Here is a 17,706-nt window from a genome sequence, read left to right as displayed (position 1 = left end):
AGTGTGCTTTCTTTTGTTTTCATAAAAAATGATACTAGATATAGTGGAAAAAGGAAAATTTATTTGATAGAATAGAAGCACAAGGAATTAAAAAATGGGGGAACGAAACAATGAAAATGGTTGAGGAAAGCACTGTTGTAACAGATCGAGAAATCAGTGTGATTAAGCGTGATGGTCGCTCCGTAAAGTTTGACAGCAGCAAAATTTTTGAGGCGTTGCAAAAAGCTGGGGACGAAATAGTACCTCCGGCTTCAGAGGAGCGTATAGCAGAAATCTGCGATCGTGTAGTGCACGAAATATTCACACGTTTTACGGATAATGTTAAGATTTATGAAATTCAAAGTATTGTGGAACATCTGTTGATGGAACTTGGTGAAACAAAGTGGGCGGAAGTTTACACAACTTATCGCACACAACGTGATCTTGAAAGAAGTAAGGCAACAGACATTAACTTTACCATCGAAAAATTGATCAACAAGGACCAAACGGTTGTCAATGAGAATGCCAACAAGGATAGCGATGTTTTCAATACACAGCGTGATTTAACTGCAGGTGCTGTTTCTAAAGCCATTGGTTTAAAGATGCTCCCTCCTCATGTAGCGAATGCCCACCAAAAAGGGGAAATTCATTATCATGACTTAGATTATTCTCCCTTCACAACGATGTCAAATTGTTGTTTGATTGACTTTAAAAATATGTTTGAAAATGGCTTTAAATTAGGGAATGCTCAAGTAGATTCACCTAAGTCCATTCAAACAGCAACTGCTCAAGCTTCACAAATTATTGCAAATGTAGCTAGCTCACAATACGGCGGCTGTTCATTTGACCGTGCTGATGAAATTTTAGCACCTTATGCAAAATTAAACTATGCGAAGCATTTAAAAGATGCGGAAGAGTGGATTGAGCAACCGGAAAAACGTGAAGCCTATGCTCAAGCAAAAACTAAAAAAGATATCTATGATGCGATGCAATCTTTGGAATATGAAATCAATACGCTTTTTACTTCAAATGGGCAAACACCTTTTGTTACAGTTGGTTTTGGTTTAGGAGAAGACTGGTATGCACGTGAAATCCAAAAAGCTATCCTGAAAGTCCGTATCGGAGGTTTAGGAAAAGAGCATCGTACAGCTATTTTCCCTAAATTAATTTTCACCTTGAAGCGTGGTTTGAATCTTGAAGTCGGTACGCCAAACTATGACATTAAAAACTTGGCACTAGAGTGTGCCACAAAGCGTATGTATCCAGATATCTTGTCTTATGACAAGATTGTCGAGTTAACAGGTTCATTTAAAGCAAGTATGGGATGCCGTAGCTTCCTTCATGGTTGGAAAGATGAAAAGGGCAATGAAGTAACTGCGGGCCGTAATAACCTCGGAGTAGTAACGGTAAACCTTCCACGTATTGCACTTGAAGCGGCAGGCGATAAAGAAAAGTTCTGGGAAATTTTTAATGAACGCATTGCCATTGCTAAGGATGCTTTGGTTTTCCGTGTTAACCGTACAAAAGAAGCCCAACCCAAAAATGCGCCTATACTCTTTATGAATGGGGCCTTGGGTCGCTTGAAAGCTGAAGATTCAGTCGATGAGCTTTATAAAAATGAACGTGCAACAGTTTCCCTTGGCTATATCGGCCTTTATGAAGTTGCAACAAGTTTCTATGGACCAACGTGGGAAAATAACAAGGAAGCAAAAGACTTTACTTTGGAAATCGTAAAACGTATGAACCAAGATTGTAAAGACTGGAGCAAAGAAACCGGGTATCATTTCTCTGTTTACTCTACACCAAGTGAAAGTCTGACAGACCGTTTCTGTCGTATGGATAAGGAGAAATTTGGTTCTGTTGCGGATATCACCGATAAAGATTACTATACGAACAGCTTCCATTATGATGTGCGTAAAAATCCAACTCCATTTGAAAAATTGGAATTTGAAAAAGATTATCCCGTTTATGCCAACGGAGGTTTTATCCATTATGCGGAATATCCAATGATTCAACAAAATCCTCGTGCACTTGAAGCCGTTTGGGACTTTGCTTATGATCGTATCGGCTATTTGGGAACAAATGCACCGATTGACCATTGTTATGAGTGTGGTTTCGAAGGAGACTTTACTGCGACTGAGCGTGGCTTTAAATGTCCCCAATGTGACAATGCTAACCCACAAACATGTGATGTGGTAAAACGAACATGTGGGTACCTAGGTAACCCTCAAGCTCGCCCTATGGTTCATGGTCGTCATAAAGAAATATCAGCGCGTGTCAAACATATGAATGGCTCTGTAGGTGTTCTTGAAGATGGCGAGAGCATTGACAGTGAAGCTGTAGATCATGCAAAGAGCAAGTTTGTAAAATAAAGTAAAAAGTGAATCTTAGGATTCATTTTTTTTATGAAAAGATAAAAAAGCAGGGACAAATTTAAAATTTTAGTGAAAATTCAAGAATAATATTGACAGTGTTTAAGTTTTATTTTATAATTTTAATGCAACCGCTTTTTTACATTTGTAAAAGGCGCGTAAAAAATTACTTTGTCTTGTCCGCAGAGTGATAAAAAATTTTAAGGAGTAATATGGACACTAAAAAAATTAGATGGTTTACCGTCGCATTTATCGCCTTCAACATGGTTTGGGGCATGGGAAATGTGGTCAATAACTTCGCCCAGCAAGGGATCACAGTTGTTACCTCATGGATTTTGATTTTGGCGCTTTACTTTGTACCTTATGCACTTATTGTTGGGCAGTTAGGCTCAACTTTTAAAGACAGTAAAGGAGGCGTAAGTTCGTGGGTTGAACAAACTTCAACAAAACGTCTTGCCTACTATGCAGCCTGGACATATTGGGTTGTGCATATCCCTTATCTGGCCCAAAAACCTCAAGCTATTTTGATTGCCTTTGGTTGGATTGGTCGTGGAGATGGACAGCTTGTAAGTTTGATGTCTGTTCCGATGGTTGCCATCATTTCATTGATTATTTTCCTTCTCTTCCTCTGGCTCGCAACAAAAGGTTTAAACACGCTTAAAGTTATTGGGGGACTTGCAGGAACAGCAATGTTTGTCATGAGCTTGCTCTTTATCGTGATGGCTGTCAGCGTTCCTTTTATTGCAAAAGACTTTGCAATCGCAACACCAGATATGGGAAATATCAACACGTATATCCCTAAATTCGACTTCAGTTACTTCACAACAATCTCTATGCTAGTCTTTGCGGTTGGTGGGGCAGAAAAAATTTCACCTTATGTCAACCAAATGAAGAGTCCTGCACGTGAGTTTCCAAAAGCAATGTTTATGCTTGCTGCAATGGTCGGTGTCTGTGCCGTTCTTGGCTCAGTTGCGATGGGTATGCTCTTTACAAGTGGTAACTTGCCTGATGACCTCATGGCCAATGGTGCCTATGCCGCCTTTCAAATGCTTGGCGAACACTATGGTATTGGCAATAGCCTGATGTATGTTTATGCCTTTACACAAGGTATCGGTCAAATTGCTGCGCTTGCCTTTTCAATAGATGCGCCATTGCGTATATTGCTTGCGGATGCAGATCCACAATTTGTTCCAGCTTGGCTACGTAAAACGACTGCCAAAGGAACATTGATCAATGGTTTTGTATTGACAGGAATTTTGGTAAGTATCGTTATTTTGATGCCTTTGCTTGGAATAGGAAACATGAACGAATTGGTCAAATGGCTGACAAACTTAAACTCAGTGGTGATGCCAATGCGCTACATGTGGGTATTCTTCGCCTTTATCATGCTTAATCGTGCGATTAAACACTTTACTTCTGAATACAAATTTATCAAGCAAAAACGCTTGGCGATGTTTGCTGGTATCTGGTGTTTCTTGTTCACTTTAGTAGCATGTGTCCTTGGTATGGTACCAAAAGTAGATTTTGCTGCCGACCCTTCGGCTTGGTGGTTCCAATTGACTTCGAACATTTTGACACCAGTTGTCTTGATTCTTTTAGGGATGCTCCTTCCATTTATTGCGCGTCGTGAGCAAAAAAATCAAATGATTTAGTCTAAAAAGTAGTATAATAGAATGAGTAGTTTCGGAAGAAATTGCTCATTTTTTGATACGCTACTCTCATTGCCCTAAAGGGTCTAATGAGGAACGTCAAGCTTTATCAGGCTTGTCTGCATGATATCCTCTTCATTGTGATTAAGAGGATGAATTGTGAAATTTTAGATAAAATAGAGATAGGAGTAATGGCAGATGAATAATCCAAAACCACAAGAGTGGCTTGCTGCGGATTTGGAACAGGGCTATGTTTCAGATTATAAGCCTTTCAATTTTGTTGATGGTGAAGGTGTACGTTGCTCGCTTTACTTATCCGGCTGTAAATTCCACTGCGAAGGATGCTATAATCAAGCAACTTGGAATTTCCGTTACGGTAGTCCATATACAAAAGAATTAGAAGAAAGAATCATGGCTGACTTGAGTCAGTCTTATGTTCAAGGCTTGACATTACTTGGTGGTGAGCCTTTCCTCAATACTGGCGTTGCTTTACCGCTTGTCAAACGTATACGCGCAGAACTTCCTGAAAAGGATATTTGGTCTTGGACTGGTTATACTTGGGAAGAGCTTCTACAAGAGGATGAAACCAAACTTGAGCTTTTGCGAAATATCGATATACTTGTTGACGGTCGCTTTAAACTCAGTAAGAAAAACTTATTGCTCCAATTTAGAGGCTCTTCAAATCAACGAATTATTGATGTGAAAAAGTCTCTCGCTGAGCATCGAGTAGTTATCTGGGAAAAACTCAATGACGGTAAAGCAGCTGTAGAACAAATTCATAAGGAAAAGCTAATATGAAAACTGTGTTAGTAATTTGTGAATCAGGCTATTGGCATGACTTACGTGCAGGACTAGCAGCTGTAGAAGTTGGCTTTCTCGGTTTTGACAAGAAAAAACCTAGGCGTTCCGAAATTGACCAATTAGTGGCGCAAGCTGACTTTGTGATGATTCGGAACCTCAATGTCGCTCATGCTTCAGTTCGATTTGCAAAAGAAGCAGCAAAAGCGAGTGATACACCTTTCTGGATAGGCAGTAATTTCGGTGTAGAAAAGATTATTGAAAAGCTTAAGCTTGCCTTTCCGGAAATAAAATTGTCCGAAAAAACTATGAAGCCAAAAATGCCAAGAAAAAAAAGTCCGCAACAAAAGTTAGCTAATCCTTCTACGAACAATTCTGAAGAAAAGTACCAGCTACCCAAGAAAGCAAAAAATCTTGCCTTAAAATCGGCTCTGAAGGACTTCAAAGTTACTGAAGAGGAGGTTGATTTTGCAAAAATGTTTAAGCCCTGACATCAGGGCTTTTTTGCAAAAATGAGAGATAGCGAAAATGCAAGTCATTTGGTATAATTAGTTTTATGAATAAAATCCTCGAAGTAGAAAATCTAACTTTCAAATATGAAGAAGATCAAGAAGCGCCCACTTTAGATGGGGTATCTTTTGCTGTCCAAGCAGGAGAGTGGGTTTCTATCATTGGTCAAAATGGTTCAGGAAAGTCAACCACAGCTCGTGCTATTGACGGTTTACTTGAAAATGTAGCTGGAAATATAAAAATTGACGGACAAATTTTAAGTTCGGAGAACGTTTGGGCACTTCGTCAAAAAATAGGAATGGTTTTCCAAAACCCTGACAATCAATTTGTTGGAGCAACTGTTGAGGACGACGTCGCATTTGGAATGGAAAATCAGGGTATTCCTCGTGAAGAGATGATTTTGCGTGTGGACCAGGCTTTAAAACAAGTCAATATGCTAGAGTTTAAAGGCAAGGAACCTGCACGATTATCTGGTGGACAAAAACAGCGTGTTGCTATTGCAGGGATTATTGCATTGCGTCCAGAAATTATTATTCTTGATGAGGCAACTTCCATGCTTGATCCGACAGGACGTGCTGAAATCATGCGCGTTATCCGTGAAATTAAGGCAGAATATAATCTTACAGTGCTCTCGATTACTCATGACCTTGATGAAGCTACCCTGTCTGATCGTGTATTGGTCATGCGTGCGGGTAAAATTATCAAATCCGCTAAGCCAGAGGAACTTTTTGGTTCTGGTGAGGATATGATTAATATTGGTTTAGATATGCCTTTCACATCGAACTTAGCCGAGGATTTACGAGCGGACTTTAACTTGCCAGAAAAATATTTAAATGAAGAAGAACTGGCAGAACTCTTAGCAGAAAGACTGAGAAAATGATTAAATTTGATAAGGTAAATTTCACTTACCAACCGAATACTCCCTTTGCGAGTCGAGCGCTCTTTGACATCAATTTAGAGGTGGCAGAAGGAAGTTATACTGCCCTTATTGGCCATACAGGTTCAGGGAAATCAACACTATTACAACATCTTAATGGCCTGTTGCAACCTACAGAAGGTAAGGTCAATATTGATGATATTGTTATTCAGGCTAGTAGTAAGCAAAAAGAAATCAAGCCAGCACGTAAAAAGGTGGGGGTTGTTTTCCAGTTTCCAGAAAGTCAGCTTTTTGAAGAAACGGTTTTGAAGGATGTTGCTTTTGGTCCACAAAACTTTGGTGTTTCGCAAGAAGAGGCGCTTAAAATTGCGCGTGAAAAGCTCGAGCTTGTCGGTCTAGCAGAAAAAAACTTTGAAAAATCGCCTTTTGAATTATCAGGTGGACAAATGCGCCGTGTTTCCATTGCGGGGATTTTAGCAATGGAACCTAAAGTTTTAGTTCTTGATGAACCCACTGCTGGATTGGATCCCAAAGCCCGTATCGAGATGATGGAGCTCTTTAGTCACCTGCATCAAGAAGGACAGACAGTTGTTTTGGTCACACATAATATGGATGATGTGGCCGAATATGCAGACAAGGTGTATCTCTTAGAAAAAGGACGTGTTATTTCATCAGGTAGTCCTCAAGACGTTTTTCAAAATGTTGAATTTTTGATGCAGCATGAGCTTGGTGTACCTAAAACAACAGAATTTGCTGTCAAGTTAGAGCAACGAGGTGTGGTCTTTGACCGCTTGCCTATCAAACGTCAAGAGTTGATTCAAATGCTGAAGGAGGCGAAAAAGTAGAATGCAAAATATGCTTATGGGACGTTACATCCCTGGAAATTCGCTGATTCATCGTCTGGATCCTCGAAGCAAACTTTTAGTCATGTTTATTTTTGTTATCGTGATTTTCTTTGCACATGACTGGTTAGGCTATTTACTCTTAATTCTTTACACTTTTGCTGGTGTCCTTTTATCAGGAATTTCTATTTCTTATTTCCTTAAAGGTCTAAGACCGATGATTGGCTTGATTTTATTTACAGTTATTTTTCAGATGCTGTTTACACCTGGAGAACATATTATTTTTCAATTTTGGATATTGAAAATATCAACAGAGAGCTTAATTAACGCACTCTATATTTTCTTCCGCTTTGTGTTAATTATCTTTATGTCAACAGTACTCACATTGACCACGCCGCCGCTAACCTTGGCAGATGGTATTGAAACTGGTTTAGCACCTTTGAAGAAAATCAAGGTACCGGTACATGAATTAGGACTTATGCTTTCGATTTCACTTCGCTTTATTCCAACATTGATGGACGATACAACCATGATTATGAATGCCCAAAAGGCAAGAGGTATGGATTTTGGTGAAGGGAATCTCTTGCAAAAAGTCCGCTCGATTATCCCGATATTGATTCCGCTCTTTGTTTCGAGCTTCCGCCGTGCAGAAGATTTAGCAGTTGCCATGGAGTCACGAGGCTATCAAGGAGGCGATGGGCGCAGTAAATATCGTCAGCTCAAATGGTCGAAAAATGATTTTATTTTATTACTGAGTATTTTTATATTGGCTGCTCTCTTACTGTCATGGAATACCTTTAGTCGTTAATTCGCACAGCTACTTTTAGAATAAAAAAACTGAATAATTTCGGTTTTTTTTGTTTAATTATGAGTTTATTCTTGCATTCGCAAATTTGATTTGCTATAATAATCAAGTAGTTAAAAAACGCACCCGTGGCTCAACTGGATAGAGTACCTGACTACGAATCAGGCGGTTGCAGGTTCGAATCCTGCCGGGTGCATAATAATTAATTCGGGCTTGCCCGTTTTATTATTGTAAAAAATTTTCATACCTTCGGGAAGTAGCTCAGCTTGGTAGAGTACTTGGTTTGGGACCAAGGTGTCGCAGGTTCGAATCCTGTCTTCCCGATTACCGACTAACCCTAACTCATCTTTCGTAGATGAGTTTTTTTGTTGGAAATGAAAATTGAGCCTGTATTGCGGTTGATGTCATCGAGTTAAAGAATAGATTCCTTGGAGTCTATTTTTTTATTTTGCTTTGAAGTTAGCATTAATATTGTCACTCTAGTATCAGGACGTACTATATACGTTAAAGCAAATAGGAGATATCAAGAAGTATTGCAATTCTAGAAGTAGCAGTTAAAAAGTTTTTTTGATTTTTTTTTGTTATATTTCATATTTTTTTACGGATAATAGTGTGCCATGAATAAAATTTATTGTGAATAGGAGGATGTGAAGTCAACATTGCAGAACAGATCAAAAAATAGTAGAAAACAGACCTTGAGAATAAAAGTACTAACTGAAATGAGGCTTTTTTGAAAAAAAGAATTTTAAAATTTAATCTTGCTATTCTTCTACTCAGCATTTTATTTGGAATGTTTATTTTTCAGGTAGAGCAATATTCAAGAGATAAAGTGACAGACTTTTTTAGATATACGGATAGTTATTCTCCTGTAAAAAAACCTAAAAAAATAACGAATAAAAAAGAGAACGACAGCGCGATTGATATTATAGAAAAAATTTCAAAACAGGAGGGATTATTTACACTCTATAAAGTTGTAGACCAAGGGTACTTTATCAAAGAAGGGATCAATTTTAAGTTCCTAGAAAAAGCAGAGATAACCTTGTATGTACCTCAGACGCATCAAAAAAGCGTGTACAGCCCTCCATTGAGTAAATCAGTCTTAACTATAGACGGTATAGATAATTTAAAAAATAAAAATGAATTTGAGTGGCAAGTTTTTATAAAAACAGAGGATAAAAACAAATATAAAGATACGGTAGAGCAGATTAAAAATACTTATAACAAAGCTTTTGATGAGAACTATACTTACAAAGATTTTGCAGATTTTGAAAAAAGTGAAAGTTATGAATTATCATCGGGTAGGGACATTTACAATATTTCAAGCTATTTAAAGATTGGCATAACCTTTTTTACGGTGATGTTGAGTTTTTGGATTTTTTCAGTTCATAAAAAAATTCATATTTTACGACAAAATGGCTATTCTATCGTAGCGAGTATAAATAACTTTATCGGCAAGGGGTATGCAACTTGTATTTTTGTATCCATTGCTTTACTTACCTATTTATTAGGAAGCATTTCACGCATCTATTGTGTTAATTTTATGATAAATGTTGGACTACTCCTATCCTTTAGTTATATTTGGTTGATGATGCTGGTTTATGTCGTGGAAAAGTTAGGTCGGAGAAAAAAAGAGAGTAAAAATAAAGGAGAAAAGTTATTTATCAACATATTGCCAACAGCGATAAAACTTATTTTTCTGATGATGTTAGTCGTAATACACCTAGATTTAGCAAGGATTATGTATCAAGCCTCCAATATCACCTTTAATAGTGAAGTGCCTAAAAAAATAAGTGAAGATAACTATCATGTTTTTTACCCCGTTGTTGTGGGAAAAAATCAACTTGAATTTACCTATGACAAGGATTCTAGAGCAGAAGAAGAGGAGGAAATTTATCGCTATTTAAACCAAAAGGGAAGCTTGCTGGTAAGTATACAACATTATAATACAAAAGAGAGCGAAGTATTTGGGAGAGAGATACAACTCAACCCTAATTATTTAAAAAAATTCGAGATTTTAGATGAAAATAATCAGAGAGTCCTTATAGAAGAAAGTGAAGAAAAAAGGATATTACTCATTCCCGAAAGATTCAAGGGAAGTGATGACTTAAAGAAGATAGAAGAATACTATTTTAAAGACTTACTCCAATTTGAGGATAAATTAACGGAGATTATCTATATCAAAGATAAACAACCTGTCTACAGTTTTGTTCCCAATAAGCCATGGATTGATGACTATCCTATTTTAGATATTTTAACACTCAAAAACAGCGACAGTTGGGAAAGGAATATTTTTAGTGGTGCTATGTATCCGCCAATCAAAATAAAAACAGCTGGGAAGGCAAGTGAAAAGCTTAACGGGCTTTTAGAGAAAAACAAGTTAACAGATAATTTACCTTCTTTTGTCCCCTATGAAAAGTCAGAGATTACGCTAATAAAAAGCCTGTCTGGTTCGCTCAGCTCTTTATTAATCAGCTCCCTATTGACTGTATTTGTCTTTTCCATTGTTTGCTTACTCACCACTGCCTATTTTTTCCAGTATCATAATAAAAAATTTTATTTGCTAAGGCTAAACGGTTATTCCTTTTTTGAAACTTATGCATCCGTCTTTTTATTGTTGCTATTCGAACTAATGATGGGTTTAACTATAGCTGCATTCTTGTCTGAGATCAGCAAAGAATTTGTTATTAATATCTTTCTGGCCATGGTACTCAATGTCATTATAGTCAGTATGACTTTGTTTAGAGTTGAAAAAAGACAGTCTAATTAAATCTTTAAAGGGGAAAGTGATGAATCAAAACGAAATAGTCTCTCTATCTAATGTCCAAAAAAAAATACAGGATAAATCCATTTTTTCAATCAATGCGTTTACTGTAAATAAGGGTGATTTTGTTACCATCAAAGGTGTCAGTGGTTCTGGAAAGACGACGCTGTTAAACATACTAGGGATGAACGATACGGTAAGTTCAGGAGAATATTTATTTGAAGGTGTTGAAACAGCAAAGCTGACAGCAAAAGAAAAACTAAAAATAAAGAGAAATAAAATATCTTTTTTATTTCAAGATTTCGGTCTAGTTGAAGAAGAAACAATTAATTTTAATTTAGAAATAGGCTTAAAATATAGCAAATTAAGTAGGAAAGAGAAAGTAAAACAAAAAAAGGAGGCACTGAATGCGGTCAATTTAAGTAAAAAACTATCGACAGCGATTAGCAGTTTATCTGGGGGAGAAAAACAGCGCGTGGCACTCGCGCGAATTATTTTAAAACCATCCATACTTATCTTAGCAGATGAACCCACAGGTTCTTTAGATTCGCTCAACAGAGATATCGTTACGGATATTTTATTTCAACAATCAATAGAGGGGAAAGCAGTAATCATTGTCACTCATGATGAGGAACTGGCAAAGAAAGGGAATAAAAGCATAGAGCTTTAATTTTGCGCTGCCCTTGTTTAAAATCAACCCTACACAAGATCATGAACAATCCTCGGCTTTAAAATTATCGGAGACACAGCAACATTGTATATAAAAAATATTTTGGAGGTAAATATGAAAAAAACGATATATTTAGCAACGTTGGTACTTTCTTTTGGACTATTTGGAAGTTTATTGGGTGGTTCAGTTGCCTTTGCGGATAAGCAAGAGCCATATGGGGATATCACACACACATCAGATTCTGAGGGATATATCCATTTTGACCCTGAAGGTAATATTGTAGAAAGTAATTTAGGGTCCAACACCAATAAGAAAGCAAGACCAGCTATTAATCATGCTTCAGGGAGATGGGTATATTTTTCTGATCTTTATGATTTGGGGAGAAGGAAAAGAGGACATTCTAACCATTACAGCTCTAAATATCAAAGACATGGTGCTAAAGCTCAAGTAGGTTCGGACACAAAAATAGCAAATGCTGGATTTAAAAAATGGGCACTTGCAACTGCTCACGGAAGAACTTTTGATACTTTTTCTTGTTGGTATAACCCAACAAACTGGTATTAATTTTTAAGGGGATTGTTCATGGTCTTCTGTAAGGTTGGTTTGAAAAAATAGCAATGGATAAAAAGCTGTTGTCTTCGGACAGCCATTGAGTTGCGCTTGGTGAGGAGTTTTCGTAGATAGTTTTTTGCTCTTTAATTCCTCTAAAAAATTACATTTTCTTAACAAGCTCCTGAACTCCCGCAAATTATTTGGTGTGTAGAATTACTTAAAGTATAATAGTGCATAACACTAAAAAAATTAGTGAATATATTACTTAAGGAAGATATTATATGGAAAAAGACTTGAAAAATGATGTCGGTTTTTTCGGAGCCTTATCTATTGTTGTCGGAACGGTTATTGGAGCAGGAGTATTCTTCAAAATTGCTGCGATGGTTGCAGTAACCCAATCTGCTTCGCTAACTTTGCTTGCTTGGGCAGTGGGTGGTATTTTAACGATTTGTGCGGGACTCAGTGTTGCTGAACTTGCAGCTGCCATTCCGGAAACAGGTGGTGCTGTAAAATATTTAGAGCGCAGTTATGGAAAACTAGTGGGCTTTCTTTTTGGCTGGGTACAAGTATTAATTTATAATCCTGGAAATATGGCAGCCCTAGGAATAATCTTTGCCACACAAGTTCTGAACTTGCTTGGCCTACCTCAAGGCTTATTATTACCTATCGCTATTGCCTCTATTTTAACTATCATGTCTATTAATCTACTGGGTTCACGTTTTACTTCACGTTTTCAGCAAGTGACTTAGATTTTAAAATTAATCCCAATCTTTTTGATTATTATTTTTGGTTTAACAACCAATTCGCAAGTGGAAGTGCAGTTGTTTCCGATTCAGGCGGGACAAAATATCGGATTCTTTGCCGGTCTTGGTGGCGCTTTGGTCGCGAGTTTGTTTGCCTTTGACGGCTGGATGAATGTAGGGAATATCGCCGGTGAGATGAAAAATCCGCAAAAACATTTGTCGAAAGTTATCACCATCGGTCTATTGGTTATTTCATTTATTTATATTGCCATTAGCTTAGGGTTTTTAAAAGTTCTGCCTCTGGATCAGATTGCAGGAAATGCAAATACAGCTTTAGATGCTGCACAAAAATTATTTGGTGTAAATGGTGGTAAGCTCGTAACGATTGGGATTTTAGTTTCTGTTTATGGCACGCTCAATGGCTACACAATGACAGCAATTCGTGTGCCTTATGCTCTAGCTTTAGAAAACTCACTTCCTTTCTCAAAACACTTGAGTAAACTCAATAAAAATGCCATTCCCTTTGTTTCAACGGCCTTGGTTGGGAGTTTAGCTTGCATCTTTATGGCAGCAGGTTCCTTTGATATCCTGACAAATCTGGTCATCTTTGTAATGTGGTTTTTCTCCTTCTTGTTAATTCTTGCAGTATTTATCCTCCGCAAAAAGGAGCCAAATTTGCACCGTCCATATAAGGTTGTACTTTACCCTGTCCTTCCTGTCATTGGAATGTTGGGTGCCTTGTTTATCATGTGGACGACTATTACACAGCAGCCTGTTCTTGCGATGATTGGGATTGCTATTACGCTAGCCGGCATTCCTGTGTTTTATTACCAGACGAAAATGAAGCGAAGCAGCGATAGTGTTGCAGCAGTTGTTAAAGTAAAATCTAAATAAGAAGAACACTATAAATGATTCATTTGTCATGTTGACAGTTTTTAATAATTTTGCTAAAATAGTAAAGTTGAATATAGCAGTCAGCTAGAAAACTCGTCAACATTTCCCTTGTTACGAAGTAACCGAAGCTGTAAGGCGAAAGTGAAATGCACGAATTCGAGGCTGTCAATATTCTTCAAAAAAATTTGAAGGAGACATTAATATGTCACGTTATACTGGTCCATCTTGGAAACAATCACGCCGTCTCGGCATCTCACTTACAGGTTCTGGTAAAGAACTTGCACGTCGTAACTACGTACCTGGTCAACACGGCCCTAACAACCGTTCAAAACTTTCTGAATACGGTTTGCAATTGGCTGAAAAACAAAAACTCCGTTTCACTTACGGTGTTTCTGAACGTCAATTCCGTAACTTGTTTGTAGCAGCTACACGTGTTAAAGAAGGAACTCTTGGTTTCAACTTCATGACTTTGCTTGAACAACGTTTGGATAACGTTGTATTCCGTCTTGGTCTTGCAACTACACGTCGTCAAGCACGTCAATTCGTAAACCACGGTCACATCCTCGTTGATGGTAAACGCGTTGATATTCCATCATACCGCGTAGCACCTGGTCAAGTTATTTCAGTTCGTGAAAAATCTATGAAAGTTCCTGCAATCCTTGAAGCTGTTGAAGCAACTAAAGGACGTCCAAACTTCGTATCATTCGATGCTGATAAACTTGAAGGTTCACTCGTTCGTCTTCCAGAACGCGATGAAATCAACACAGAAATCAACGAAGCACTTATCGTCGAATTCTACAACAAAATGATGTAATCTCGTTTCACACGAGTTATAACTCTAAGTCAGATTGACTTAGAGTTTTTTGTTTTCAATAAAACTCTCAAAAATATTGAACTCAAAATAAAAAATCTGCTTAAATGCAGATTTTTTATCACCGAATTTCCATAATATCCTCAAGCCCCAAACGAAAGCTTGGTTGGCCAGTTTCCTCAGAAGTTCCAAAAGGGATGATGAGTTCTGGACGGTATTTTTTATCGACGTTGAGAATCTCATTGATTTTTTCTGTGCGTTTATAGCCAAGGACAACATTGGCCTTATAACCTTTATCATAGATGGCATAGAGCAAGTTCATTGTGACAAGGCCAGTTGTCATAGACATATAGGTATTGAGATATTCAGCATCAAAACTATTGACATAAGCTTGATAGCGTTGAGTAAAGCGTTCAATGTCAAGGCTTGAAAGTTCTTCACTGCCACGCTCGCTAATAAGTTTAAGGCGATCAGCATATTGACTGTCCGCAAAAATCATGATCAAGCCACCTGCTGTTTCAATCTGCTCGTGATTTGAAGGATTGACTTCTTTTAAAAGTGCGGCTTTGGCTTCAGTTGAATCAATAACGACAAAATGCCAACTTTGTATATTAATGCCTGAAGGGGCTAAACGAGCAGTTTTAATAATGTCTTTTATCTCTTCAAGAGGAACTTTCTTCCTATCAAACTTTTTGACGGCATGGCGTGTTTGGGCTAATTCTAAATATTCCATTTCTTCCACTTTCTAATTTTTTACTAGAGCTATTTTAGCAAATAAACATCGAAATCACATGAATTGAAAATGGTGATAATATGGTAAAATGGAAGAATGGAAAATACGCAAAAAATAGCTGAATTACTAAATATTAAAAGTTCACAAGTTCAAAAAGTACTTGAACTGACAGCAGAAGGTAACACAGTACCTTTTATTGCCCGTTATCGAAAAGAAGTTACGGGCAGCTTAGATGAAGTTGAAATCAAAAAAATTATTGACGAAAATGATAGCCTAACAAAACTTAAGGATCGAAAAACAGCAGTGCTGTCCAAGATTGAGGAGCAAGGCAAATTAACGGATCAGCTTAAGGCTCAAATAGAAGCAGCTGAGAAGCTGTCTGAAGTTGAAGACCTTTATCTTCCTTATAAAGAAAAACGTCGCACAAAAGCCACAGTGGCGAAAGAAAATGGTCTTTTCCCGCTTGCACAACTCATTGTTAAAAATACACCAAGTCTTGAAGCAGAAGCAGAGAAGTATACGAATGAAACTTTCGCTACAGCAGCAAAAGCACTTCAAGGCGCGATGGATATTCTGGCAGAGGCGATCTCTGAGGATGCTAAATTGCGGAGCTGGCTATTGAGCGAAGTGAAACAAAATAGCCTCTTAGAAAGTCGTCTGAAAGAGCAAAGCCTCGATGAGAAAAAAGTCTTCCAAATTTATTATGAATTTGCGGAGAAAGTATCTGAGCTTCCTAATCATCGTGTACTCGCTTTGAATCGTGGTGAAAAGATGGGCGTTCTTTCTGTAAAATTTGAACATAATGAAGATAAGATTTTACGCTTTTTTGAAAATCGTTTTGCTGCGCGAAACAACAAATATATGAGTTTAGCCATAAAAGAAGCAGTGAAGAAAAAGCTGCTTCCAGCGATGGAACGTGCAGTACGGGGTGAATTAACAGAAAAAGCTGAAGATGCAGCCATCGAAGTATTTGGTGAAAATTTGAAAAACCTACTCTTGGTGGCACCGCTTAAAGGGCGTACAGTGATGGGTTTTGACCCCGCGTATCGTACAGGAGCAAAGCTCGCCATTGTTGATGCAACAGGTAAACTTTTGACGACGACAGTTATCTATCCCGTAAAACCTGCTAATGCGAGTCAAATTGCCCAAGCGAAAAAGGAGTTAGCAGCACTAATCTCTAAATATAAGGTCGATATGATAGCTATTGGTAATGGAACAGCCAGTCGTGAATCGGAAACTTTTGTTGCCGAAGTCTTAAAAGAAAACAGTCTTTCTGATGTCTTTTATGTTATCGTGAGTGAATCTGGGGCTTCTGTTTACTCGGCTTCAGAGTTGGCGCGTGAAGAGTTTCCGGACCTGACGGTAGAAAAGCGTTCGGCTATTTCCATTGCAAGAAGGTTGCAAGATCCTTTGGCTGAGTTGGTGAAAATAGAACCGAAAGCTATTGGTGTAGGACAATATCAACATGATGTTGCAGAGAAGAAACTTACCGAAAACTTGGACTTTGTTGTTGAAACGGTCGTCAACCAAGTTGGTGTCAATGTAAATACAGCAAGTCCAGCGCTACTTTCACATGTTGCTGGTTTTAACAAAACCTTAGCCAACAATGTCGTGAAGTTTCGTGAGGAAAATGGAGCTCTCAAAAGCCGCGCGCAGTTGAAAAAAGTTCCACGTTTAGGGGCGAAAGCTTTTGAGCAGGCAGCAGGCTTCCTTCGTATTCCTGAAGCAAAGAATTTCCTTGATAACACTGGAGTCCATCCAGAGTCGTATCAAGTGGTCGAAAAATTACTTGAAACACTTGATATAGCTGACCTCGATGGGAATTCCGCAGCAATTTTGAAAAAAGTAAATATTGCCGAAATGTCAGAAAAACTTGGTGTTGGTCGCGAAACATTGACAGATATTATTGCTGATTTGACAAAGCCAGGACGTGATTTACGTGATAATTTTGATGCACCAATCTTACGCCAAGATGTTCTTTCCGCGAGCGATTTACGTGTGGGCCAAAAACTTGAAGGAGCAGTGCGTAACGTTGTCGATTTTGGTGCCTTTGTGGATATTGGTATTAAAAATGACGGATTGATTCACGTTTCTGACCTGAGCAAAAACTTTGTGAAAAATCCTCATGAAGTTGTTGCTGTCGGACAAATCGTAACCGTTTGGGTAAAATCCATTGACCAAGAGCGCGGTAAGATTAATTTAACTTTGGTTGAGCCACGTGAACAATGAGGAATTAACAGACCATGTGCGTCAACTTTCTGTAGAGAAATTTGCGCGTCCATTTCTGCATACTGCCCAGTGGAATAGTCGTCTACGCAGTACGGGAGGCCGCTTTTTTCCTAAGGATATGCATTTGGATTTTAACCCTAAAATGGCAAATCGAGCAGAGTTTGATGGTATTATTCTCCATGAGCTGGTTCATTACCATCTCTATGACCAGCAACGAGGTTATAAGCATAAAGACAGGGAGTTCAAGGATTTACTTGCTCAAGTAGGGGGGTTACGTTATGCTCCATCAATAAGAGAGGCTAAACATACTTATGTGTGTCAAAGCTGTCATCAGATTTATCAACGTCAACGTAAAATTGATATAAAAAAATATGCCTGTGGCAAATGCCGCGGCAAACTAAAAGAACAAGGATAACTTCTTGTTCTTTTTTCTTTGCTTTTTTTAGTGTTAATTTCGTTTTTTTCTCGTATTAGTTAGTGA

Annotated in this window: 14 protein-coding genes, 2 tRNA genes and 1 pseudogene; 16 read left to right on the top strand and 1 reads right to left on the bottom strand. The window is 38.0% G+C overall.

Translation table 11 applies throughout. The features are described from left to right. Positions 1-110: 110 nt before the first annotated feature. From nrdD to rpsD, 14 genes and pseudogenes are all read left to right on the top strand, one after another. Positions 111-2,351: an anaerobic ribonucleoside-triphosphate reductase gene (gene nrdD, locus J0J35_RS07750; protein WP_019292589.1), complete on the top strand. Its 2,241-nt coding sequence runs from the start codon at positions 111-113 to the stop codon at positions 2,349-2,351. Between the two features lie 212 nt (positions 2,352-2,563). Beyond that, positions 2,564-4,003 carry an APC family permease gene (locus J0J35_RS07745; protein ID WP_061414211.1) on the top strand — a complete coding sequence of 480 codons (1,440 nt, stop codon included), beginning with the start codon at positions 2,564-2,566 and terminating at the stop codon, positions 4,001-4,003. Positions 4,004-4,198: 195 nt separating this feature from the next. After that, positions 4,199-4,798, top strand: a complete 600-nt coding sequence (nrdG, locus tag J0J35_RS07740) for an anaerobic ribonucleoside-triphosphate reductase activating protein (RefSeq protein ID WP_019292586.1) — start codon at positions 4,199-4,201, stop codon at positions 4,796-4,798. Further along, entirely contained in the window at positions 4,795-5,289 is a 495-nt protein-coding gene (locus J0J35_RS07735; RefSeq protein ID WP_165720179.1) for a DUF2325 domain-containing protein, read from the top strand. Before nrdG ends, J0J35_RS07735 begins: the two co-directional genes overlap by 4 nt. Before the next feature lie 65 nt (positions 5,290-5,354). Continuing rightward, positions 5,355-6,188: an energy-coupling factor ABC transporter ATP-binding protein gene (locus J0J35_RS07730; RefSeq protein WP_206916536.1), complete on the top strand. Its 834-nt coding sequence runs from the start codon at positions 5,355-5,357 to the stop codon at positions 6,186-6,188. Then, positions 6,185-7,030 (top strand): energy-coupling factor ABC transporter ATP-binding protein, encoded by an 846-nt coding sequence (locus tag J0J35_RS07725; RefSeq protein ID WP_206916533.1) that lies wholly within the window; start codon positions 6,185-6,187, stop codon positions 7,028-7,030. The genes J0J35_RS07730 and J0J35_RS07725 overlap by 4 nt, the downstream gene beginning before the upstream one ends. 1 nt (position 7,031) lies before the next feature. Next, entirely contained in the window at positions 7,032-7,835 is an 804-nt protein-coding gene (locus J0J35_RS07720; RefSeq protein ID WP_019292582.1) for an energy-coupling factor transporter transmembrane protein EcfT, read from the top strand. A gap of 119 nt (positions 7,836-7,954) precedes the next feature. Next, positions 7,955-8,028, top strand: a tRNA-Arg gene (locus tag J0J35_RS07715). A 54-nt stretch (positions 8,029-8,082) separates the two neighbouring features. Then, positions 8,083-8,156 (top strand) — tRNA-Pro (locus J0J35_RS07710). Positions 8,157-8,562: 406 nt separating this feature from the next. Continuing rightward, positions 8,563-10,599, top strand: coding sequence for a DUF1430 domain-containing protein (locus J0J35_RS07705; protein ID WP_206916530.1), 2,037 nt, complete (start codon positions 8,563-8,565; stop codon positions 10,597-10,599). A gap of 19 nt (positions 10,600-10,618) precedes the next feature. Then, positions 10,619-11,263 (top strand): putative bacteriocin export ABC transporter, encoded by a 645-nt coding sequence (locus J0J35_RS07700; protein WP_206916527.1) that lies wholly within the window; start codon positions 10,619-10,621, stop codon positions 11,261-11,263. A 114-nt stretch (positions 11,264-11,377) separates the two neighbouring features. Further along, positions 11,378-11,827 carry a hypothetical protein gene (locus J0J35_RS07695; RefSeq protein WP_206916525.1) on the top strand — a complete coding sequence of 150 codons (450 nt, stop codon included), beginning with the start codon at positions 11,378-11,380 and terminating at the stop codon, positions 11,825-11,827. A 269-nt stretch (positions 11,828-12,096) separates the two neighbouring features. Next, positions 12,097-13,452: pseudogene (locus J0J35_RS07690) on the top strand (APC family permease). Between the two features lie 202 nt (positions 13,453-13,654). After that, positions 13,655-14,266, top strand: coding sequence for a 30S ribosomal protein S4 (rpsD, locus tag J0J35_RS07685; protein WP_003133217.1), 612 nt, complete (start codon positions 13,655-13,657; stop codon positions 14,264-14,266). Between the two features lie 118 nt (positions 14,267-14,384). Here the strand turns inward: rpsD and J0J35_RS07680 are convergent, their stop codons facing one another. Further along, positions 14,385-14,996, bottom strand: coding sequence for a nitroreductase family protein (locus J0J35_RS07680; RefSeq protein WP_206916524.1), 612 nt, complete (start codon positions 14,994-14,996; stop codon positions 14,385-14,387). A 96-nt stretch (positions 14,997-15,092) separates the two neighbouring features. On the opposite strand from J0J35_RS07680, the gene J0J35_RS07675 reads away from it, so the two are divergent. After that, on the top strand, positions 15,093-17,225 hold the full coding sequence (locus J0J35_RS07675) for a Tex family protein (RefSeq protein WP_206916520.1): 2,133 nt from the start codon (positions 15,093-15,095) through the stop codon (positions 17,223-17,225). Beyond that, the gene (locus J0J35_RS07670; RefSeq protein ID WP_019291815.1) at positions 17,206-17,640 is read left to right on the top strand and encodes a SprT family protein; all 435 of its coding nucleotides are present in this window, start codon (positions 17,206-17,208) and stop codon (positions 17,638-17,640) included. Before J0J35_RS07675 ends, J0J35_RS07670 begins: the two co-directional genes overlap by 20 nt. Positions 17,641-17,706: the final 66 nt, after the last annotated feature.

It is taken from the genome of Lactococcus sp. LG606, from assembly GCF_017309645.1.
Classification (GTDB): domain Bacteria; phylum Bacillota; class Bacilli; order Lactobacillales; family Streptococcaceae; genus Lactococcus; species Lactococcus petauri.
This window is presented reverse-complemented; position numbering and strand designations above follow the sequence as displayed.